Source organism: Vibrio sp. R11-SG3-ISO3-SZ, assembly GCF_059834345.1.
Genome location: NZ_JCBDGX010000006.1, coordinates 1 through 19846 on the forward strand (window position 1 = coordinate 1; position 19846 = coordinate 19846).

A 19846-nucleotide genomic window follows, 5' to 3' on the forward strand; every position below is an offset into this window, starting at 1 on the left:
TTTATGCCGAGCTCACCAACATTTCAGAGAGCAACTACTTCAACGCTCACACGGGTCAATACGACCGTTCATTGCTCGAAACCTTTGGTATCGAAGAGTTATTCCACGCACTCCCACCCATTGTTTCGCCTTCACAGCTTGCAGGTAAAATCACTCAGTCTGTCGCCAAGGAGACCGGACTGCTCGAGGGCACGCCCGTGTATGGCGGTTTGTTCGATGTTGTGTCGACCGCAGTCTGCTCGGGCATCAATGCGTCTGCTCACGCTCTGAACTACGTAATGGGAACATGGGCTGTGACGTCAGGCATCGCCACAACTGTGACAGAGCAAGCGCACAATTTTGTCTACGGACACTATGTCATAGATGGCGAATACATTATTCATGAAGCCAGCCCTACGTCTGCCGGCAATTATGAGTGGTTTTCTGAATACTTGGGCGACAATGGCGTCCTCAACCATACCGAAAACCAAGCTCTCGTCTCACAACTTGAGCCCGCTAGCAGCAGCGTGTTTTTTGTCCCGTTTCTCTATGGTTCCAATCAAGGGTTGGGTCTGAAATCTGGCTTCTACGGCCTTCAGTCTCACCACACAAAAGCGCACCTTATCCAGGCCATCTGGGAGGGCATTCTCTTTTGTCACAATGTCCATTTAGAACGCATGCGTCTGCGCTTTCCTCACGCCAAGGTTTTAAAAGTCACAGGAGGGCCTGCGTCAAGCCCAGTTTGGATGCAGATGCTGGCGGATCTCACCGGTATGACGGTAGAAATCTCGGCAATCGACGAAACTGGCTCACTGGGCGCGGCCATGATGGCGATGTTGGGGGCGGGTGAGTTTCAATCTTTGACCGAGTGCACCGCTGCACTCACCGGGAACAGCACGCGTATTGAACCCAACAAAGAGAACTATCAACGTTATCAGAACAAGTTCCGCCGCTATCAACACCTCGTTCAGCTCTTTAAACAATTTGAGGACGACATTCATGCCTAAACCGCTATTGCAACTCGCGCTCGACTCTACCGATCTGTATCAAGCGCTCAGCGCCGTTGAACCTATCGCCGAACAACTCGATGTCATCGAAATTGGTACCATTCTGGCTTTTTCACATGGTGTTGGCGCCGTGGAAGCTGTTAGAAAACGCTACCCCAATCACCTGGTTGTTTGTGATATGAAAATCACCGACGCCAGTGCGATATTGACGGAAATGGCGATGGAAGCGGGCGCCGATTGGGTGACAGTGAGCGCAGCGGCACATATCGAAACCATTCGTTCAGCCAAAAACGTCACCGATAAGTTTGGTGGCGAAGTTCAGATAGAGCTCTATGGCCATTGGACTGTCGACGACGCCCAGCAATGGCTAGATATGGGGATCACTCAAGCTATTTATCATCGTTCTCGTGACGCGGAGCTAGCGGGTGTGAGCTGGACCGCAGAAGACCTAAATAAAATGCGGATTTTGTCGGATATGGGAATTGAACTCTCCATAACTGGTGGTATTGTGCCTGACGATCTGCATTTGTTTAAACACCTGTCTGCCAAATCTTTCATTGCGGGTAGAGCCTTAACGGGTGCACAGGGCAAAGAGATTGCTGAGCAATTTCATTCTGAAATAGGAAAATATTGGTAACGCGCGTATGAGTGAGCAAATTAAATCGTTGTCGAAAGCTTTAACTGTATTGGAATTTTTGGGTCACTACCCAAACGGAGTTTCACTACAAAAAGTAGCCGAGGGCACTGGATTTAACAAATCGTCTGTTCATCGCATTTTGTCCACATTCGAAGAGTCCGGCTACGTGGCTCAAATGAGCTCAGGCAAAGCCTATCGACTGACCATGAAACTGCTTCAACTTGGTCATGCCGCAATGAACTCTGATGTGACGGGTGCCGTCAAGCCTTTCCTATCTGAACTGCTGGATGACGTCAATGAGACGGTGAACTTCCTCGCCTTTGATGCCGACAACATCATCTTCAAAGACAAGTTTGAACCCGTCAATGCCGCATTTCGCACACGCACCTACGTGGGCTTGCATTCTCCTATGTACTGCTCCGCCGCTGGAAAATGCTACTTGGCATTTAGTTCCGACCGAGTACGTGAGACTTATTGGCAACGCAATGTCAGTACCATGCGCCCACTGACCGAAAATACCATTCTCGATAAAACACAATTTTTCGAGGTGTTGGATACGATCAAGGCTCGAGGTTACGCATTGGACGATGAAGAGAACGAGGCCGGCATTTCGTGTGTCGCTGTCCCCATCTTCGATAACAATCATACGCCCGTCTATGCCGTGAGCGTCTCGTCTCTCACTCCAAAAATGAAAGCATTGGGATACGACGTTATCGCGTCGAAAATCAAAGACATCACGACTCGAATCGAGCAACAACTTTTTTAAGGAAGTCATATGTTCAGCTCAAAAAACAAATTCAGATTAGGTATTTACGAGAAAGCAATGCCCGCGTCACTTTCATGGGAAGCGCGCTTAATGAAGGCAAAAGAAGCGGGGTTCGATTTCGTCGAGATTTCCGTCGATGAAAGCGATGAACGCAGAGCAAGATTGGACTGGAGTGATGACGAAGTCTATGCATTGCGACGCCTTTGCGAACAGCACGCCATGCCTTTGCAATCCATGTGTTTGAGCGCTCATAGAAAGTACCCATTCGGGTCAATGGATGATCGCATCCGAGACGAATCACTTCGTATTATGGAGAAAGCGATCGCTCTGGCCTACAAACTCGGTATTCGATGCATTCAAATGGCCGGCTATGACGTCTTTTATGAGGAACAATCGCAAGATACCCACCAGCGGTTTATCGACGGCATGAAGCAAGCGGTGAAAATGGCCGAGAGAGCTGGGATCATGCTTGGCGTTGAAATCATGGATACACCTTACCTCAACTCACTGAGCAAGTTTGAGGTCCTCAAACGTGAGATCCCGTCGCCTTACTTTATGGCCTACCCTGATGTCGGCAACATCTCCGGTTGGAACTATGATGTCTGCACGGAGCTAAAGCTAAGTAGAGACCATATCGTACAAGTTCACCTAAAAGATACACTTCGCGTCTCGCCCACTTGCAAAGGCCAGTTTCGCGACCTAGTAATTGGACAAGGTGAAGTTGACTTTAACGGTATTTTCAAAACCTTAGCTGAGATTGACTATCAGGCACCGTTTGTGATCGAAATGTGGGCACAAAACGAGCACTGGTTTGATGACATCCTTGAAGCCAAGGCAACACTGATGCGTATTGCGAATGAGGCAGGGTTGGCACTCTAAGGGAGAAGGCGATGAAATCCGTGCGAATAAAGGATGCGCCTTTAGCGTTACTTTCATCGATCTTTTTCATTTGGGGACTGATTACCGTCTGCAGTAATTCACTGATCCCACACTACAAAGAGGCATTTGATCTCGACTACAAGATGGCCATGCTCTTTCCCATGGCCTTTTTTATCACCCGCATCACCGTTTCATTGCCGACGTCCTTAGTCATGCTCCACTTGGGCTACAAAACCACCTTGAAATACTGTTTGATCGGGTGCTTATTCGGTTGCCTTTCAATGGCGTATCTAGTGCGCGAGGAAACGCTCATAACGACCGTGTTGGGGATTTTACTGATGGCATCAGGCATTTCCGCCATCCAGGTCGTAAGCTCTCCCTATGTATCCCTACTCGATAGGCCGGAAAAAAGCGTCCTACGCCAGAGTATCGCCACCGCATCCAACTCAATCGGGACCGTGCTTGGTCCTTTAATATTGGCTGCGGTTATTCTTATCGCCACCACGTTTGGGTGGACGCAGACAGCGGAGCACGTCTCCATTTTATTCGTCTGTATCGCCACGTACTTCGCCGCTTTGATTGTCTGTTTTCACTCTATTCACTTACCCGATATTCAGCCCGGCAAAAAAACCAAGTTTCGACACGGCATCTCTGCGCTGTATCACAATCAATCATTTCGAACGCTCGCCATCGCGCTGACCTTGTACGTCGGCGTAGAAGTCAGTTTCGGTACTTATACAATTTCCTACCTCGCAGATGAGGCCTATGGGCAGATCGGTTTAGTATCGGCAACACAATGGATTACGTGGTATTGGATGGGGATGTTCTTGGGGAGGGTGGGCTTCGCTCGGCTGGGCGCCAAGGTAAATGTCACGCGATTGCTGACCTGCTGTTGCGCGCTTGCCATACTCATCAGCGTGTTTGCGATGACCATTCATCACGTCAGTATTGGGTATCTTATGCTCAGTGTCGGTTTGTTAAATGCCACACTTTACCCAATCATCTACTCTAAGGCACTTCACGCTGCCGGCGCTTACAGAGAGCAAGGCGCAGCTGTACTTATCATGTGCTCTATTGGCGGCGTACTTTTACCGTTGATTCAAGCAATAGTGATCGACGCTTGGAACTTACACACTAGCTTCATCGCTCCCGCCATCGCTTACCTAGCGATGGTCGCTCTGTATTACAAAGCGCAACACCATAAGTCTGCTTTAGCCCGCACGGCACAAAATGAAGCGGGCGATCAACGTTAGTCTCTTAGACCCAAGCAGATGCTAGGAAGAGAACGAGTGCGCTCATAGACACAGCCGCTTTAACAAAAAACATAAACTCATCAGCGATCATTGATTTCATAGGCTCTTCATTTTTTTCAGAAGTCATAACTGTCGTGTTCATACTTAACCCTTGTACTGATTATGTGATCTATGGTTAATTTTGCTCCAATTTGTGACATTAGTCAATCAAATCTGTACTTTTATTACACAGAACAAGGTCAAAAAATGCAACGACAGGCGTGAAATACCTAAGCCGGTAATTATATTACATAAACGATGGTGCGCGCCCTCGAAGGCAACATCCGCCTTTTCACTTGATGTGTTTGACGGGTGCTCTCGCGAAACGGGCGCAATACGATAGGTGTGAAGTCGAGTCTATGGACGTCTCGCCGGAATAAATTGCACCACGGTGCCATTCTTTACCATGTAGCAATCCATGCCTGCTCGTGTTGCCGCCTGTTGACCAATCAGTGTATCTTCGAAAACGACACAGCTTGCAGGAGGTAGCGACAAGTTCTGAGCCACCTGAAGAAACGTATCTGGATGAGGTTTGTGGTTGACCACATCATCTGAAGTGACCAATGTTTGGATATAGGAAGGAATCGATGTGGTGGCTAAAATCGCGTTGGCATGCTTAGCCTGCGATCCAGTGCCAATACCCACTTTCTTCGTGTTCTCATAGCGCTTTAATAGTGAGAAGGTCCCTTCTATCACTTCGCCTTTGTGTTCAATCGCTTCATAGTTGGCCGTTTTATCCGCCGTGATCATGGCAGGATCCAACGTCAACTCGTACCGTTTTAACAGTTCGAGTGTCACCTTCCTTGATGGCATGCCACCCAGGCTATCAAGCCAAGGCTTGTCATAAGGGATAGAGAAGGTTTTACACGTTTTCTCCCACGCTGTCGCATGAGCGATCATGGAATTGACTAAAGTGCCATCTAAGTCAAAGATGATACCTTGGTAATGCGTTAAATCGGGCATCTGCTTCCTTATCATTAACGTTGATGACGATCGAACCAAACGGCGAAACAACCGATAGAAAACACCGAGGCGAGGATCATTAGCATCGCGAGAGTAAAGTACGTCATCTTAAGCTCCTACTGTTTTCTTTTCGCATTGTCACTGATACGCTTCTCTAAACACGCGATCAAACGTTCCGAATTAAAGGTAAGGAAAGCGACGGCGCTGCCTATCAGCAACATCACCAGCAGAAAAATCGTCGTCGTACTCATATGGCCTCCGAGAGCGAGATTGATTGAGTCACCATTGTCAGTGTAACGGGTATCATCAAATAAAACCAATGGATAGATAAGCCATTGTTCGCCCGCCAGACGATATCAATAAGGATGTTTCCATGACCTTTGCTTCCCACAATGTCTACCTGTTGACTGAGCACAACGAGCGCTATCAAGCGCTACTCAATGCGTTGAATTTACCGGATCTCACGTTCACGCAAGACAAATCCGAAGCGACCATCTTGCTGGCCGCGCCGCCGATGGCCGCTAAAGCCATGGATCAATTTCCCAACCTAGAGTGGATTCAATCTATCTATGCCGGTGTCGATGCGCTGGTGCCGCACTTGCAAGACTTTGAAGGTGTGCTGACTAACGTGAAGGGCATATTCGGTCAGCAGATTTCGGAGTATGTGCTCGGTTATGTGATTGCCCACCAGCGTCATTTTGCCCACTATCAAAGCGAGCAGCAAAAAGCGCAATGGACGCCAAAGCCCTACACCTCTTTAAATGAACTCAATATGGTCATTCTCGGTAGTGGCTCGATTGGTACTCACCTCGCCCAAAGTGCCAAGGCGCTGGGCATGCGCGTCTCTGGCGTGAATCGCAGCGGGATCCCGAGCAAGCACTCGCCATTCGATGCGCTCTACCATGTGCAAGAGCTAACAACTGCGCTGGCGGGCGCGAATGTGGTGGTCAACACCCTGCCCAACACGCCGGACACTCAGCATATTCTCAACCATCAGACCTTAAGTCACTTAGACCAAGCCTTGCTGTTTAACGTTGGCCGAGGCGCGGCGTTAGATGAACATGCGTTGATTGAAGCCATTGAGCAAGGCTGCGTGCAGCATGCGTTTTTGGATGTGTTTGAGCAAGAGCCACTGCATGACGAGCATCCATTTTGGTCCCACCCTCATATCACCGTCACGCCACACATTGCTGCGCTGAGCTTTCCAGAGCAGGTTGCAGAGATATTTGCCGAAAATTACGCGAGATGGCGTGACGGGTTTCGTTTGCTGCATGTGGTGGAGCCAAAGCGAGGTTACTGATGCTGGATTCACTGCTGAGCGAGATTCGCGCCTGTCGCCACTGCGAGCCGCACCTGCCGCTGGGCGCCAATCCGGTGATCCAAGCCCATCAGGAGGCCAAGCTAATGATTATCGGCCAAGCGCCTGGCACCCGTGTTCATCACAGCTCCATTCCATGGAATGACCCTAGTGGCGACCGGCTGCGAGATTGGCTAGGCTTAGACAAGCTGAGGTTCTACGACGCCAAGAACATTGCGATTATGCCGATGGGGCTGTGTTATCCCGGCAAAGGCCGCTCTGGAGATCTGCCCCCGCGCAAAGAGTGCGCGCCAATGTGGCATCAAAAGGTGCTTGAAGCGCTGCCCAATATCGGCATGACACTGCTAATTGGCCAATACGCACAGCGCTACTACCTCTCAGACAAACCCCGCTCACTCACCGAAACAGTCAAACAATGGCAAACTTGGGCGCCCCATACACTCCCCCTGCCTCACCCTTCACCGCGAAATACTTTATGGCTAAAGCGCAACCCGTGGTTTGAGGAGGAGGTGGTGCCTTATATTCGCCAGTATGTGCATGAGCATCTGAATCATCAGAGTTTTTAACAAGTCAAATAAAAACTCCCTTCTGTATGAATCACATGAAGGGAGTCTCACCGAACACTTTGATATCGCCTAACGGATATCACTGAGTAGCATTGGCTTACCAAAAGCAATCAGGTTAGCGTTGCTTTGATTAAAGTAGTCTCGCCAAAACAGCTCTAAGTAATTCATCTTCTGAGCCGATATGTATTGCTGATTACCGGGCACAACCCCGGTACCAATAATATAAACATCGGCTTGATTGAAGTTTGCAAACATCTGAGCGTTGGATACTTTTACCAACTCTTGCTGCGGATCGATGACCCGCGTTTTATTACTCTTATAAAATGACGTGATGTCAGAGTTCTCGAGCATGTCGCTGATGATAAGAACAACTTTTCTTTTCGAGGTCGAGTATGTCAGGACTTGTCTGCTGATGTCATTGAGCGTGCCAATCAACTCCGTATTAGTTGGCTTTTCTTGTGGTTGAAATGCCTCTTGTAATGCCACCCCAATTTGATTGAGCATAAACTTATGCTGTTGGTCCAGACATTTGTCTAAAGCCTTTAAAACTGATTTCTTAACATAACTACGATGCTCATCATCTATCTGAGTATCAAGCTGACCGTTAAATGCGACTTTGGTATAGCTGTCTTGGGCAAAAGATGAAAACTCGACGAGTTGAACTTTATCACCAGGCTGGATAAATCGGGTCACACTCTGATACAACTCGGCCTTGATACCTTGGTCAAGCGAATGAGCCATCGTTTTATCAACGAGGATAACCAGCTCTCTCTCCATGGGCTTCTGGTAATACTCGCTAGGTACGTCCGTTGTGCAACTAGGCACATCGTTTCTCAATGTCGCCGCTTGCGAAAGTTGAGCAAAGAGCGCAAACACGATGCAAGAAAGTGGCAAAAGAATCCTCTTCATATCTACTCCTTTCATTAAGACGACATCGCTTGTTGTTGCAATCGAGCCAATCGCTCTTCTGCCGTTTCAGGCTTGGGTTCGTTTTGAATAGCTTTCAATGCGGTGACAATTTGCTCATCCGTTAACCCATCCAAATCGTTATTTTTTACTTTGTTCATGATATCAACATCACTTAAAAAGGCCTCCGCTACCGAGGGTGTATCCAACTGATTAGGCTCAATCACAGCTTGATTATTTGTGCTCTGCGGCTTTACCGTCGGTGCTTCACTAGGCTTGTCGTTATGAAACACAGGCTGTTGAGCTTTAATCAACTCCGGCGACTCAGCATTTTTCAATGCTCTCAGTTTGTAATAGTTGATAAAGTTACGACTAGATGGGTTGTTTGCTGCGTATATGACATGTTGCTCACCAGAATTTTGCTGTGCGTAAATCGCAATTTTGCTCTGCAAATGTGAGAGAACACTCTGAGCAACCCTTTCAACCCCCGCTTGACGAGAAGCGAAATACTCTAGGTAAGCATTAACGTTTGAAAATTTGTAAGTGGCGTTGTAGGCATCTTTCGACTCTTTACCAGAAAACGTACTCTTGAAACCAAGATAAATACTGTAAGCCTGCATCGCTGCAAAAATGACGGCCAACATAATGAATGTCATCCATCCACCTCGCTTGTGCGCGTCAATCGCATCTCGGAATGCCGCTTTTTCGGCTTCGTCATTGTAGTTCGTCAACTCAGCCGGTGCTGAGTCAGCAAATGGGTTAGCGACAGCAAACACACCACCCATCCCTTCTTGTTCATGACCACTGATTTCTTCAATAGCCAGTTTCTCTAGCACTTGACCACGCACATACGTTGCTCCCACGGCAACAATGGAAATAAACAGAACGGTAACGATACTCATCATCCAAGACTTAGTGAAACCAGCATTGGTTTTTGCCAAACGGTTTGCAATTTGTCGCCAACTAGGCTCTTGATCATCGATTGCGTTTGTCTTGGATTTTAATCCCACATTTAAGTTTGGCGAAATAACACCGGGTTTTTGAGGATCATGATTCCAATGTAGTCTCACTTTTCCAATTTGCTGATTACGATAAAGCTCCCCACCCATAGCATGAGTAAAACCAACAAGTAGGACACTAATCAACAGTGCAATCCCAACCGCCGCTTGTATTTGAATCGACTCACTGCCGTCTTGAATGGTAAAACCCGCCAATACATAGGCAAAGCCCGCCGCTTCGATCAATACCATCACTGATAAGCCCAACCATGTGTACCATTTCATCGGGGAGATACCTGTGTCACCGACCTTATTTAGATAACGGCTGGATTGCTCATAATGGTATTCATCGGCATTGTATTTATCAAAATAAGGCAGAAAACTGTTGCATACCTCTCGCTCAGAGTTAAACCAACGTTGATCATCCAAGCCCAATCTTTTGGCCAAACGCGCGTTTTTACCAAACAATGGAAAACGGTAATAGAGTGCTTTTAGTTGCAAGTTAATTGCATCACGATTACTCAAATATAGCGCAATCAGAGCAACGGTCGTACCGATCGCCGCCACCAACATGCGATTCAATAGAAGCCAAGCTGTAAGTCCATTCATGATTATAATTTTCCTGGTTTGTAGTCTGCAATCATCAGGCCCTTAGGCCCTTGGTAGTAAATTTTTCCTGCAAAAGACGAAAAGTTTCCATTGGAATGCGTTTTATTCGCAGCAATATCAATGCATTTAATTGGGTAGTTTTCCTCTTGCACAAACGCTCGATAGATAACCCCCTTTGTTCCGTTGTAGATATTGACGTGGACATCTTTTTGGGTTTTGGCAGGCTTAACGTTTGAGTTACGACCGTAGCCTTGGTAAACGTATAATTGTGGTGTTTCCGTCACGACGAGCTTATGTCGGTCTACCGCAACCGGAGCCAACGCCACTAGGTGGTCGTTCACTTTCGCGCCCCACGCCGTCTTGTTCATCCCTGGTAAATAATCCGTGGTTCGCAGGTTGTCATCTCCCAGCTGTTTGAGACCTGTGGTCACGCTAGGCTCATCGTAAACACACGAAGACTCCTCGAGAGTATTGGCCACTGCTTGACCAATTAAAGAAAAACGGTTGGACTCTTGAGCTCCTATGTACGCAAAAAGATTGTCATCCAAACCCTCGTATAATTGCCCGCCAAAGTCTACGAATGCCCGACTGCTTAAGCTACGACGGTTATCTTTATTAATAACCTCTTTGGCTGCCTCTGACGTTTGCTGTGAATGAGCCATACCTTTATTAACTTGTTGACTTACCGTCTGGCTGCGACTGGCAATATTATCTGTGGTACGAATCTTGGCGAAGCTAGGCTCTGTGGCTTTGTATTTCACATAGTTCGTTACGTACTCGGGTTTATTCTCCAAAGTAACGACTTCAATCCGGCGGTTTTCTGCACGCCCTTGAACAGAGTTGTTTGAAGCAATCGGCTGCGACTCACCGGCCCCATACACGTAGATGTTTTCTTTAGGAATACCATTTTTTATCAGTTGCTTGGCTACACTTGTAGCGCGCTCTAATGAGATCTTTGCATTGAGCTGGGCTGAGCCTGTACTATCGGTATGTCCAACAATCAGTATCGCACTACCACTCGGTTTTACCGTCTCCGCGTATTGACTAAAAAAGCGCTGATGCTTTTTACTGGAAATTGATGTTTGCCCTGACTTAAAGATGTCTCCCTTTACCGTTGCCGACAAACCAACGACTTCCGAAGAGCCTATAACCTGCTTTATGCGCTCAGTATTGCCTGACTTTTCAGCTTCAATAATGGCTTGTGACTGGACAGCAACCATCTGGCCTTCCTCTTCCGAGGAGCCCACTCGCTCAAATTCAACCTCAACGGCTTCTTTTTCTGCGGCTAGAGCCAATTTTTCTTCTCGCTGTGCCCAATAGTACCCAACGGAACAGCCAACCAACGCCCCGACGCCCGCACCTATCCATGCTCCTTTATCACCACCAATTGCATTGCCAGCTAAACCACCAACAATCATTCCGCCAGCACACCCAATTAATGTGGTCGAGCTGATGCCACCAAAATCACCGGTGTTCGAACAACTGGTAATAGATAAAGCGATACTAACGGACACTGCAACTTGTTTAAATCTCGGCATTTTTTACATCCATGCAACTGTACTGAATTGTGTTTTTACGGTCGCCAACCCATCGAACGGCGTAATGTTCATTGAGCGGCTCAATTTCTAGAACTTGCTCAAGTTGATGTGGTTGATCCACCAGATGAAAACGCCACAAGTCTGATGTCTGTTCGATAGATACAACATCAAACTCATATCGAATAGAGTGAGGCATACCTAAACTTTGGAGAGCCAGATTAAAGGTCGTAATCAACTCAACATTCTCTGGGTTGATACGAAAATTGAAGGTCGTTTCCTCTTCACCGATAGACAGCACGCCAGTAAAACTTTGACACTGGGGGAGTGAGACGGGGGGAGACATGAGCAAATACACTACCCATGACATCGTCATGATAATTAGAACTAACGTTGCTTTCTTGAGGCCCATTTTGAGTCACATCAATAGTGAATATAGGTGCCTTGTTAAGGACAAGAAATCAACAAAACACCAACTAGACAACCGATCATCGTTATTTGTAAATACTTAATTAGTCGATGATTTTTATGTTATGTAATATCTTTTTACAAAGATTGGGAGACACAATCAAGAAATGGTCGACACAAACACGACCAATACATTCAAATATGTGATCAATAGCACTGAAAATGAATTTATTGACACCAGTTTATATAAAACAACAAGAGCACATGAAAAACCAAAAGACACCATAAAAACAAGAAAAGCGCCCTCATAAAATGAGCGCGCTTTAACTTACGATCAAGCAAACTACACCGCTATTATGCGAAAGACTTGCTGTCTATCGCCCTCGCAATACCTTTGATGTATTTGTATAAAGAGTAAATGAGCGCTGCAAGCAACACGATATACCCCACCACAAATACTAGTGTGAGCACGCCCAGAATGCTGAGAATGACTGATACCCAAAATGTTTTTGTCGCGTTTGAAAAATGACTTTCAAATACGGTTCCTTTGGCATCAGCACGTTTGACGTACGCCCAAATCACACCAGCTATGGACAGCAATCCACCTGTAAACACACCCAATAACAGTAACCCATACGTAATTAGAACGTGTGTGCGTATACTCGACAAGTCTGCCGCTCCCTCTTCCATGGTCGCCGTTGTCTCGTTCATCAACCCTATCTCCTATGCAATTGATTGATATAAAAACAACATAATAAACTCTAGGAATAAATTTAAATAGTGCGCTTGTTCATTGTTTTTAAAGAAATTATCATGAAACAGTTCGATTTAAACACCTAGGCAGGAAACGCGCCTACTTACACTCTGCAAATTAAAATACTTCAATCTGAACCAAACAAATCTCGCGTGTATACCTTCTCTTCCACATCCATCAGCGCTTCACAGCGTCGGTTCGAAACAATCACGTCGGCGCGTGATTTAAATGCGTCAAGATCACGAATGACGGGCGAATTGAAAAAGTGCGGCTCAGTGATGACAGGCTCATACACAATCACTTCAATCCCTCTGGCCTTCAAACGTTTCATGATCCCCTGTATCGATGACGAGCGAAAGTTGTCCGATCCAGACTTCATGATCAAACGATAAATCCCCACCACCTTGGGTTGACGCTTTAGGATCGCTTCTGCAATCACATCTTTGCGAGTTTTGTTCGCCGCCACAATCGCAGCGATCAAGTTGTTTGGCACGTCACGATAGTTCGCGAGCAACTGTTTGGTGTCTTTCGGTAAACAGTAACCGCCATAACCAAAGGATGGATTATTGTAGTGATCGCCGATACGTGGATCGAGCCCGACACCTTCAATGATTTGCTTGGTATCTAAGCCATGACTCTCGGCGTAAGAGTCCAATTCATTAAAGTACGCAACGCGCATCGCTAGGTAGGTATTAGAGAACAGCTTGACCGCTTCGGCCTCTGTCGAATCGGTAAACAATACCGGGATATCGGTCTTGACCGCCCCGTCGGTCAGTAACGCAGCAAACTGCTTAGCCCGTTCACTCTGCTCTCCTACAATAATACGAGAGGGATACAGGTTGTCATACAACGCTTTGCCTTCACGAAGAAACTCAGGCGAAAATAATATCTGATCACATTGGAAACGCGCTTTGACTTGCTCAGTATAGCCCACGGGGACTGTGGATTTGATCACCATGACCGCCGATGCGTTTAACGCCAGCACCTGCTGAATAACACTTTCAACAGAGTGCGTATCAAATGTATTGGTCACCGGATCATAATCTGTCGGCGTGGCAATAATGACAAACTGGGCACCCTCTAGCGCTTCTTGCATGTCAGTGGTGGCTCGAAAATTGAGCGGTTTCTCGCGTAAAAACAGCTCGATTTCCGGATCTCGAATGGGGGATATACGGTCGTTGAGCTTATCGACTTTGCTTGCCACCACATCCACAGCCATCACTTGGTGATGCTGGGCCAAAAGCAGCGCGTTAGATAGCCCGACATACCCACACCCTATCACTGCAATCTTCATTGCGCGGTTCCTATTTCTCGTTAATACCCCATCTAGAAATAAAAGCCGCAGGTTGCAGTGAAAAGACACTCTGTTGACGATTTTACGACAATGTGTCGCTGTCTAAGATGTCCGCTTGTTGATTAATTCGTTATACTTTTGACCTAGGATACTGAAAAAAGAACGCCAAAATGGAAAGTGTGAGACTGGATACCGAAACGATCATCTCGCGTGTTTTAGAGCAAGCGGCAACATCTCCAGATATCGAGGTGGTATGGCTGTATGGCTCAAGAGCTCAAGGGAAAGAACACGAGGATAGTGACGTTGACTTAGCGATTGCTTTTCATGACTTTTCGTTGTCACCGTTTGAAAAATACCTTCGCCCTAATACCCTTACCTTAGATTGGGCACAATCACTTGACCTACCAAGTGACAAGCTAAGTATTGTCGATATCAATCAGGTGCCAGCTTACTTAGGTTTTAGTATCGTAAACGAAGGCCGTGTCATTTACGGAGCCGATTGCCCGCGAGCATACCGAGAATCGAGTCGAATTTACTCAATGTATGAACATCAGCGTAGAGAACAACAGCATGAAGAATGATGGACTGCAAGCCTACCTCCACGAAGCAGAGAAACATCAACACACTTACCTCCTTGAACTCCATGAGTTAAGAGAAGATTTGATGACAACAGGCTTAAAGTCTCGTGACTTTCGAGCGGCAGAACGTCTCCTTCAAGTCTATAGCGAGCTCTGTATTGGTCTTGCTAAACATTGGGTTAAATCTATTCAAGGCAAGAGCACGTCCGAAGCGTATCAAGCCTTCACTTTACTTAAAGAGCACCAACTCATTACAAGCTCGGAACTCATGACGTGGAAGCGCATCATTGGCATGAGAAATGGCCTGGTTCATGATTACCTGAACATCGACCTTTTGATTGTTGAGGGGATCATCAAAGAGCAGCAATATCTCGCCTTACATGACTTCGCAACCAAAGCGATTAATGTACTCTCGAAGGTTAATTGAAGCCTTTACTTACTATAATTAATTAAAAAATACGCAAAAAAAAACGGAGGCCGAAGCCTCCGTATGATGCCCCGCCTGAGCGAGACCTCTCTTTCAACCAGAAGGGTTGGGATGATTACATCATGCCCATACCACCCATTCCGCCCATGCCGCCCATATCAGGCATTGCTGGTGCCTCTTTTTGTGGTAGGTCGGTGACCATGGCTTCAGTGGTAATCATAAGACCTGCGACAGACGCTGCGAATTGAAGTGCAGAGCGAGTCACTTTCGTTGGGTCTAGGATACCCATCTCAATCATGTCACCGTACTCGCCGGTTGCTGCGTTGTAGCCGTAGTTACCTTCGCCAGCACGAACGTTGTTCGCGACGACAGACTCTTCATCACCGGCGTTCTTAGTGATTTGACGGATTGGCGCTTCCATCGCGCGAAGTGCCACGCGGATACCAACGTTTTGCTCTTCGTTGTCACCTTCAAGGTTCGCCACTTTCGATGCTGCGCGAATAAGAGCAACACCACCACCGGCAACCACGCCTTCTTCTACTGCCGCGCGAGTCGCGTGCAGCGCATCTTCAACGCGGTCTTTCTTCTCTTTCATTTCCACTTCTGTCGCTGCGCCCACTTTGATCACAGCCACACCGCCGGCAAGTTTCGCCACGCGCTCTTGAAGTTTTTCTTTGTCGTAGTCTGAAGTTGCATCTTCGATTTGCTGACGAATCTGCGCCACGCGACCTTGAATCATCTCTTGCTCACCCACGCCATCGATGATGGTGGTGTTTTCTTTGGTGATGGTCACGCGCTTCGCTTGACCTAGGTCTTCTAGCGTTACTTTTTCTAGCTCTAGGCCGATCTCTTCAGAGATAACCGTACCGCCAGTCAAAATCGCGATGTCTTGCAGCATCGCTTTACGACGATCGCCAAAGCCTGGTGCTTTCACTGCCGCCACTTTCACGATACCGCGCATGTTGTTAACAACCAGTGTCGCCAGCGCTTCACCTTCGACATCTTCTGCAATGATAAGCAGAGGACGAGACGCTTTTGCTACCGCTTCTAGCGTTGGAAGAAGCTCGCGGATGTTAGAGACTTTCTTGTCGATCAGTAGGATGAATGGGCTTTCTAGATCAACCGAGCCCGCTTCTTGGTTGTTGATGAAGTAAGGCGATAGGTAGCCACGGTCAAACTGCATACCTTCTACCACATCGAGCTCATCTTGCAGGGCTTGACCTTCTTCTACTGTGATCACGCCATCACGGCCCACTTTTTCCATCGCTTCAGCAATGATGTTACCTACGGTTGCGTCAGAGTTGGCAGAAATCGTACCGACCTGTGCAATCGCTTTGGTGTCTGAACAAGGCACAGAGAGCGCTTTAAGCTCTTCTACAGCAGCGGTCACGGCTTTGTCGATGCCGCGCTTAAGATCCATTGGGTTCATACCCGCCGCTACCGCTTTTAGACCTTCGTTAACAATCGCTTGCGCCAATACAGTCGCGGTAGTGGTACCGTCACCTGCCGCGTCGTTTGCTTGAGACGCGACTTCTTTGACCATTTGTGCGCCCATGTTTTGGAACTTGTCTTCCAATTCAATTTCACGCGCAACAGAGACACCATCTTTGGTGATGGTTGGTGCACCGAACGATTTGTCCAGTACCACGTTGCGGCCTTTAGGGCCCAGCGTCACTTTTACTGCGTCAGCCAGAACGTTCACACCTTCTAGCATTTTAATGCGTGCATCGTTACCAAATTTTACGTCTTTAGCAGCCATCTTTATCTTCCTTTCTAAATTCGATTGATTTTGTTAGTTGGGATTCAGAATTGAATTACTCAACGTTTGCTATTACTCAACGATAGCCATGATGTCGTTTTCAGACATGATCAGAACTTCTTTACCGTCGACTTTTTCGGTTCTTGTGCCGTAGCCTTCAGCAAAAATCACCGTATCACCCACTTTTACGTCTAGAGGCTGAACTGAGCCATTTTCTAGAATGCGGCCTTTACCCACAGCGAGTACTACGCCGCGCGTCGATTTTTCTGCCGCAGAACCAGTAAGAACGATGCCACCGGCTGACTTAGATTCAACTTCTTGGCGTTCTACGATAACTCGGTCGTGTAATGGACGAATGTTCATCGGTCGTCTCTCCTGATAATTTCCATTTAGGTTTGATAACGCCCTCAAAGCATTGGCTCTGAGGCTTTAAAGTCTTGTGCTGACTATTTCAGTCGCGTGCTAACTATATGAGGGATGGTTTGGGTAAACCCAAGGGGGAGAGATGAAAAATTTGTGATCGAGGTTGAAGAAGTGGTGGGTTGCCCACGTTCGGACTTCTCATGGTTATGTTTTGGCGTTTACCGCTGCAACGACAAAATCAACAAAGGTCCGGTTTTTGAGTGACAAATTTTTGGAGCGATACAGCAGGTGTATCGGCTTAGCTTTAGGAACGGCATCTTGCAGGATCTCCATCAACTGGCCGGACTCAATCTCTGGCTCGACCAACAGCTTCGGCTGCAACAGAACACCACATCCTTGGATCGCCGCGAATTTCAATACGTCACCATTGTTTGAGGCAAGCCTAATGCGGCTTTGATCAAAGGTACTGGCGGGCAGGTTCATCACTTGTTGGCTTTCACCTTGGTGATAGTGAAAGCCCAAACAGCAGTGATGTCTGAGATCTTCCAATGATTGAATCCGTCCATGCGCGTTGAGATACGAAGGCGCGGCACAATAGGTCATCGGATAATCGCCTAGCTTTCTTGCAACCAGTGAAGAGTCCACCAGTTCACCTATGCGGATAATGACGTCGGCATCCGTTCGAAACGGGTCAATCAGGTTATTGTCGAGCAACATTTCTACATTGATATCAGGATGCTCAGAGAGAAAGTCGGCGACAATCGGCGCCAATACCGTCTTTCCATAGGTGACAGGACAATTCACTTTGACCGTACCACGGGGCCGATTGATCAGCGTATGAATCAAATTTTCGGCGTTGGCGATGTCTTCAATAATCCGATGGCACTCTTGGTAGTAGAGTTTGCCCGCTTCGGTGAGTGACTGTTTTCGGGTGGTGCGATGAATCAATTGTGTCCCTAAACTTTGTTCTAGAAATCGAACATGTTTGCCGATCATGGTAGGAGACAAGTCGAAGTGATGCGCTGCGCTGCGAAAACTGCCCTGTTCAACCACGCAGGCAAAGACTTTCATACTGGTCAGCTTGTCCATTGCGCACCTATAGTTAATAAAGAATAAACTGGCGGAAAGTTTATCAATTAGAACGCGTCAATTAAAGTTGACCTTGAACATCCAAAGCCAACAACACAGAGACCACTCATGAGCCAAACGATTTTTGTCACCGCTGAGCTGAGAATGAATGCTGACCAACCAAGAGCGACGGTTATCCAAGCCATCGAGCAATTTTGCCTTGATATGCAAAGTGAAGCCGGCTGCTTACAAGCAATGGCGACGTACGATGACAACGTGCCACAACGAGTGATTTTGTGGGAACGTTATGAGAATCGTGCGGCTATTGAAGCCCATTTCACTATGGCCCATACCCGCGCATTTATCGCTTCGGAGATGACCGAATTGGTTCAGGCTTTTGAAACACAACAAAATGGAGCGCAAGTATCATGAAATGGGGCATTCTTGGAACCAGTTTTATCTCTGGCGTGATGGCAGAAGCCATTAAACAGGATAGTCAAAGTGAGCTGTACGCGGTAGCGGGGCGCTCTGAGAGCAATTTAGCAGCCTTTGCCAAGCAGTACGGGATTGCACACACATTCACAGATTACGACGCGCTACTGAGTGATGAGCAAGTCGATATTATCTACATTGCCTTGCCGAACCATCTTCACCATGACTTTATTATTAAGGCGGCTCAACAAAGTAAAGCGATTTTGTGTGAGAAATCGCTTTCCATCGATATGGAAAAGACGAAACTGGCGCTACAAGCGGTCAAAGACCATCAGGTGTTTTTCGCCGAAGGCTTGATGTACCTGCATCACCCTTTGATTCAAGAGCTGGTTACCATACTCAAATCCGGTGAGATTGGTGAACTGCGATCGATTCATACCTCTTACATTGCCTCCATCGCCCAGTTCGTCAATCCAGACAGCAAAGGGGCGATATACAACCTTGGTTGCTACCCAATCTCGTTACTGTACCTGGTTGTGAAAACCCTGCTGGGAGAAGACGCTTTTGCGAATCGTTCTCTCAAGGCCATCAGCCGAAGAGGCGCCGACAACAACATCTGTGAAACCACATTGTTGATGAGTTTTGGCGACCACCACACCGCCACCGTACACACCGCTGAAGATCATGGTTTGAAGCATCACTTCACAATCCTTGGCAGTAAAGGCTGTATAACCATGGAAACTAACCCATGGCTTCCCGCTCAAGACAACCGAGTCAGTGTGGAAATCTATGAGACCTCTAAGCGCGACGTGACGGTAACAGCAGAAGGCGACGCGTTCTTGTATCAAGTACGCCAGGTGCGCCGTGCCATAGAAGCCGGACAAAAAGAGCTGCTCAGCCCTTGTGCCAACTGGCAAGACTCCTACAACATTATGCAATTGTTGACGGAATGGGAGAGTCTTGGCGACGCTTGATCCGCCAAGCCCCCCTCTCTCCAAAACGGGGGACTCAAACACCCGCTCTCAGATCGGCGCAGAGTCGACGCAATGTCGCTCAGCGCCACGCATCAAATGGAATGACCTCTGCCTTTTGTTGGGGTTCAAGTAACGTGTCTGTATCGAGCGCTTGCTGGAATTTGGTCATTTGTGTGACGAGCTCACGCATGAGGACAATATTGGTGTGATTGGGGTTTTTACAACGGCTAACGACCAGGTCAATGTGACTTTGCTGTGCCCAGAGCCGAGCTTGCATTGGCTCTGAGGCCGAGCTGATCATCTCTTCGCAGATTTCTTTTTTGAGAGCAACAAA

24 protein-coding genes are annotated in these 19846 nt (G+C 47.4%); 11 read left to right on the top strand and 13 right to left on the bottom strand.

Going from position 1 to position 19846, the window contains the following annotated elements; translation table 11 throughout:
- The 5 genes from AC6R1O_RS00840 to AC6R1O_RS00860 all read left to right on the top strand — a co-directional run.
- The coding region (locus tag AC6R1O_RS00840) for an FGGY-family carbohydrate kinase (protein WP_500656344.1) at window positions 1-986 on the top strand (986 nt) is incomplete at its 5' end.
- Complete coding sequence (locus tag AC6R1O_RS00845) at window positions 979-1623, top strand: 3-keto-L-gulonate-6-phosphate decarboxylase UlaD (RefSeq protein WP_500630017.1); 645 nt, start codon at window positions 979-981, stop codon at window positions 1621-1623. The genes AC6R1O_RS00840 and AC6R1O_RS00845, both read left to right, overlap by 8 nt.
- Before the next feature lie 7 nt (window positions 1624-1630).
- Window positions 1631-2389: an IclR family transcriptional regulator gene (locus AC6R1O_RS00850; RefSeq protein WP_500634087.1), complete on the top strand. Its 759-nt coding sequence runs from the start codon at window positions 1631-1633 to the stop codon at window positions 2387-2389.
- Window positions 2390-2398: 9 nt separating this feature from the next.
- On the top strand, window positions 2399-3268 hold the full coding sequence (locus AC6R1O_RS00855) for an L-ribulose-5-phosphate 3-epimerase (RefSeq protein ID WP_500634086.1): 870 nt from the start codon (window positions 2399-2401) through the stop codon (window positions 3266-3268).
- Window positions 3269-3279: 11 nt separating this feature from the next.
- Window positions 3280-4521 (top strand): MFS transporter, encoded by a 1242-nt coding sequence (locus AC6R1O_RS00860; RefSeq protein WP_500630020.1) that lies wholly within the window; start codon window positions 3280-3282, stop codon window positions 4519-4521.
- Between the two features lie 4 nt (window positions 4522-4525).
- On the opposite strand, the gene AC6R1O_RS00865 is transcribed toward AC6R1O_RS00860, so the two are convergent.
- The 3 genes from AC6R1O_RS00865 to AC6R1O_RS00875 all read right to left on the bottom strand — a co-directional run bounded on the left by AC6R1O_RS00865 (window position 4526) and on the right by AC6R1O_RS00875 (window position 5774).
- A complete protein-coding gene (locus tag AC6R1O_RS00865) occupies window positions 4526-4663 on the bottom strand; it encodes a hypothetical protein (protein WP_500630021.1) in 138 nt (45 codons plus the stop codon).
- A gap of 254 nt (window positions 4664-4917) precedes the next feature.
- Window positions 4918-5523, bottom strand: a complete 606-nt coding sequence (locus AC6R1O_RS00870; RefSeq protein WP_500634085.1) for a beta-phosphoglucomutase family hydrolase — start codon at window positions 5521-5523, stop codon at window positions 4918-4920.
- Window positions 5524-5639: 116 nt separating this feature from the next.
- Window positions 5640-5774, bottom strand: a complete 135-nt coding sequence (locus AC6R1O_RS00875; protein WP_487902802.1) for a hypothetical protein — start codon at window positions 5772-5774, stop codon at window positions 5640-5642.
- 122 nt (window positions 5775-5896) lie between these two features.
- Between AC6R1O_RS00875 and AC6R1O_RS00880 the strand changes: the two genes are divergently transcribed.
- On the top strand, window positions 5897-6823 hold the full coding sequence (locus AC6R1O_RS00880) for a D-2-hydroxyacid dehydrogenase (protein WP_500634084.1): 927 nt from the start codon (window positions 5897-5899) through the stop codon (window positions 6821-6823).
- Window positions 6823-7407: a uracil-DNA glycosylase family protein gene (locus tag AC6R1O_RS00885; RefSeq protein WP_500656345.1), complete on the top strand. Its 585-nt coding sequence runs from the start codon at window positions 6823-6825 to the stop codon at window positions 7405-7407. Before AC6R1O_RS00880 ends, AC6R1O_RS00885 begins: the two co-directional genes overlap by 1 nt.
- 69 nt (window positions 7408-7476) lie before the next feature.
- Here AC6R1O_RS00885 and AC6R1O_RS00890 read toward each other — a convergent pair whose 3' ends face one another.
- The 6 genes from AC6R1O_RS00890 to AC6R1O_RS00915 all read right to left on the bottom strand — a co-directional run bounded on the left by AC6R1O_RS00890 (window position 7477) and on the right by AC6R1O_RS00915 (window position 13911).
- The gene (locus AC6R1O_RS00890) at window positions 7477-8331 is read right to left on the bottom strand and encodes a hypothetical protein (RefSeq protein ID WP_500656346.1); all 855 of its coding nucleotides are present in this window, start codon (window positions 8329-8331) and stop codon (window positions 7477-7479) included.
- A complete protein-coding gene (locus tag AC6R1O_RS00895) occupies window positions 8331-9920 on the bottom strand; it encodes a hypothetical protein (protein WP_500656347.1) in 1590 nt (529 codons plus the stop codon). Before AC6R1O_RS00895 ends, AC6R1O_RS00890 begins: the two co-directional genes overlap by 1 nt.
- Before the next feature lie 2 nt (window positions 9921-9922).
- Window positions 9923-11458 (bottom strand): OmpA family protein, encoded by a 1536-nt coding sequence (locus AC6R1O_RS00900; protein ID WP_500656348.1) that lies wholly within the window; start codon window positions 11456-11458, stop codon window positions 9923-9925.
- A complete protein-coding gene (locus AC6R1O_RS00905) occupies window positions 11445-11801 on the bottom strand; it encodes a hypothetical protein (RefSeq protein ID WP_500630582.1) in 357 nt (118 codons plus the stop codon). The genes AC6R1O_RS00900 and AC6R1O_RS00905 overlap by 14 nt, the downstream gene beginning before the upstream one ends.
- 416 nt (window positions 11802-12217) lie before the next feature.
- Window positions 12218-12574, bottom strand: coding sequence for a DUF4870 family protein (locus tag AC6R1O_RS00910; RefSeq protein ID WP_500630583.1), 357 nt, complete (start codon window positions 12572-12574; stop codon window positions 12218-12220).
- A 170-nt stretch (window positions 12575-12744) separates the two neighbouring features.
- A complete protein-coding gene (locus AC6R1O_RS00915) occupies window positions 12745-13911 on the bottom strand; it encodes a nucleotide sugar dehydrogenase (RefSeq protein WP_500634078.1) in 1167 nt (388 codons plus the stop codon).
- Window positions 13912-14081: 170 nt separating this feature from the next.
- On the opposite strand from AC6R1O_RS00915, the gene mntA reads away from it, so the two are divergent.
- Both mntA and hepT read left to right on the top strand, forming a co-directional pair.
- Window positions 14082-14492, top strand: coding sequence for a type VII toxin-antitoxin system MntA family adenylyltransferase antitoxin (gene mntA, locus AC6R1O_RS00920; RefSeq protein WP_487902806.1), 411 nt, complete (start codon window positions 14082-14084; stop codon window positions 14490-14492).
- Window positions 14482-14916 (top strand): type VII toxin-antitoxin system HepT family RNase toxin, encoded by a 435-nt coding sequence (gene hepT / locus AC6R1O_RS00925; protein ID WP_487902807.1) that lies wholly within the window; start codon window positions 14482-14484, stop codon window positions 14914-14916. The genes mntA and hepT overlap by 11 nt, the downstream gene beginning before the upstream one ends.
- Before the next feature lie 115 nt (window positions 14917-15031).
- Here hepT and groL read toward each other — a convergent pair whose 3' ends face one another.
- From groL to AC6R1O_RS00940, 3 genes are all read right to left on the bottom strand, one after another.
- Window positions 15032-16675 (bottom strand): chaperonin GroEL, encoded by a 1644-nt coding sequence (groL, locus tag AC6R1O_RS00930; protein ID WP_500634077.1) that lies wholly within the window; start codon window positions 16673-16675, stop codon window positions 15032-15034.
- Window positions 16676-16747: 72 nt separating this feature from the next.
- On the bottom strand, window positions 16748-17038 hold the full coding sequence (locus tag AC6R1O_RS00935) for a co-chaperone GroES (protein ID WP_334554749.1): 291 nt from the start codon (window positions 17036-17038) through the stop codon (window positions 16748-16750).
- Between the two features lie 204 nt (window positions 17039-17242).
- On the bottom strand, window positions 17243-18127 hold the full coding sequence (locus tag AC6R1O_RS00940; protein WP_500634076.1) for a LysR family transcriptional regulator: 885 nt from the start codon (window positions 18125-18127) through the stop codon (window positions 17243-17245).
- A 108-nt stretch (window positions 18128-18235) separates the two neighbouring features.
- Here AC6R1O_RS00940 and AC6R1O_RS00945 point away from each other — a divergent pair, with 108 nt between their 5' ends.
- Both AC6R1O_RS00945 and AC6R1O_RS00950 read left to right on the top strand, forming a co-directional pair.
- Window positions 18236-18538 carry a putative quinol monooxygenase gene (locus AC6R1O_RS00945; protein ID WP_500634075.1) on the top strand — a complete coding sequence of 101 codons (303 nt, stop codon included), beginning with the start codon at window positions 18236-18238 and terminating at the stop codon, window positions 18536-18538.
- Complete coding sequence (locus AC6R1O_RS00950) at window positions 18535-19512, top strand: Gfo/Idh/MocA family protein (protein WP_500646166.1); 978 nt, start codon at window positions 18535-18537, stop codon at window positions 19510-19512. Before AC6R1O_RS00945 ends, AC6R1O_RS00950 begins: the two co-directional genes overlap by 4 nt.
- 79 nt (window positions 19513-19591) lie before the next feature.
- Here the strand turns inward: AC6R1O_RS00950 and AC6R1O_RS00955 are convergent.
- The coding region (locus AC6R1O_RS00955; protein WP_500656349.1) for a DUF3135 domain-containing protein at window positions 19592-19846 on the bottom strand (255 nt) is incomplete at its 5' end.

What these genes read in the sequence shown, in the direction of transcription:
- AC6R1O_RS00845 (WP_500630017.1), top strand. Translation starts at nt 979, where the DNA reads ATGCCTAAACCGCTATTGCAACTCGCGCTCGACTCTACCGATCTGTAT.
- AC6R1O_RS00850 (WP_500634087.1), top strand. Translation starts at nt 1,631, where the DNA reads ATGAGTGAGCAAATTAAATCGTTGTCGAAAGCTTTAACTGTATTGGAA.
- AC6R1O_RS00855 (WP_500634086.1), top strand. Translation starts at nt 2,399, where the DNA reads ATGTTCAGCTCAAAAAACAAATTCAGATTAGGTATTTACGAGAAAGCA.
- AC6R1O_RS00860 (WP_500630020.1), top strand. Translation starts at nt 3,280, where the DNA reads ATGAAATCCGTGCGAATAAAGGATGCGCCTTTAGCGTTACTTTCATCG.
- AC6R1O_RS00865 (WP_500630021.1), bottom strand. Translation starts at nt 4,663, where the DNA reads ATGAACACGACAGTTATGACTTCTGAAAAAAATGAAGAGCCTATGAAA.
- AC6R1O_RS00870 (WP_500634085.1), bottom strand. Translation starts at nt 5,523, where the DNA reads ATGCCCGATTTAACGCATTACCAAGGTATCATCTTTGACTTAGATGGC.
- AC6R1O_RS00875 (WP_487902802.1), bottom strand. Translation starts at nt 5,774, where the DNA reads ATGAGTACGACGACGATTTTTCTGCTGGTGATGTTGCTGATAGGCAGC.
- AC6R1O_RS00880 (WP_500634084.1), top strand. Translation starts at nt 5,897, where the DNA reads ATGACCTTTGCTTCCCACAATGTCTACCTGTTGACTGAGCACAACGAG.
- AC6R1O_RS00885 (WP_500656345.1), top strand. Translation starts at nt 6,823, where the DNA reads ATGCTGGATTCACTGCTGAGCGAGATTCGCGCCTGTCGCCACTGCGAG.
- AC6R1O_RS00890 (WP_500656346.1), bottom strand. Translation starts at nt 8,331, where the DNA reads ATGAAAGGAGTAGATATGAAGAGGATTCTTTTGCCACTTTCTTGCATC.
- AC6R1O_RS00895 (WP_500656347.1), bottom strand. Translation starts at nt 9,920, where the DNA reads ATGAATGGACTTACAGCTTGGCTTCTATTGAATCGCATGTTGGTGGCG.
- AC6R1O_RS00900 (WP_500656348.1), bottom strand. Translation starts at nt 11,458, where the DNA reads ATGCCGAGATTTAAACAAGTTGCAGTGTCCGTTAGTATCGCTTTATCT.
- AC6R1O_RS00905 (WP_500630582.1), bottom strand. Translation starts at nt 11,801, where the DNA reads ATGTCTCCCCCCGTCTCACTCCCCCAGTGTCAAAGTTTTACTGGCGTG.
- AC6R1O_RS00910 (WP_500630583.1), bottom strand. Translation starts at nt 12,574, where the DNA reads ATGAACGAGACAACGGCGACCATGGAAGAGGGAGCGGCAGACTTGTCG.
- AC6R1O_RS00915 (WP_500634078.1), bottom strand. Translation starts at nt 13,911, where the DNA reads ATGAAGATTGCAGTGATAGGGTGTGGGTATGTCGGGCTATCTAACGCG.
- mntA (WP_487902806.1), top strand. Translation starts at nt 14,082, where the DNA reads ATGGAAAGTGTGAGACTGGATACCGAAACGATCATCTCGCGTGTTTTA.
- hepT (WP_487902807.1), top strand. Translation starts at nt 14,482, where the DNA reads ATGAAGAATGATGGACTGCAAGCCTACCTCCACGAAGCAGAGAAACAT.
- groL (WP_500634077.1), bottom strand. Translation starts at nt 16,675, where the DNA reads ATGGCTGCTAAAGACGTAAAATTTGGTAACGATGCACGCATTAAAATG.
- AC6R1O_RS00935 (WP_334554749.1), bottom strand. Translation starts at nt 17,038, where the DNA reads ATGAACATTCGTCCATTACACGACCGAGTTATCGTAGAACGCCAAGAA.
- AC6R1O_RS00940 (WP_500634076.1), bottom strand. Translation starts at nt 18,127, where the DNA reads ATGGACAAGCTGACCAGTATGAAAGTCTTTGCCTGCGTGGTTGAACAG.
- AC6R1O_RS00945 (WP_500634075.1), top strand. Translation starts at nt 18,236, where the DNA reads ATGAGCCAAACGATTTTTGTCACCGCTGAGCTGAGAATGAATGCTGAC.
- AC6R1O_RS00950 (WP_500646166.1), top strand. Translation starts at nt 18,535, where the DNA reads ATGAAATGGGGCATTCTTGGAACCAGTTTTATCTCTGGCGTGATGGCA.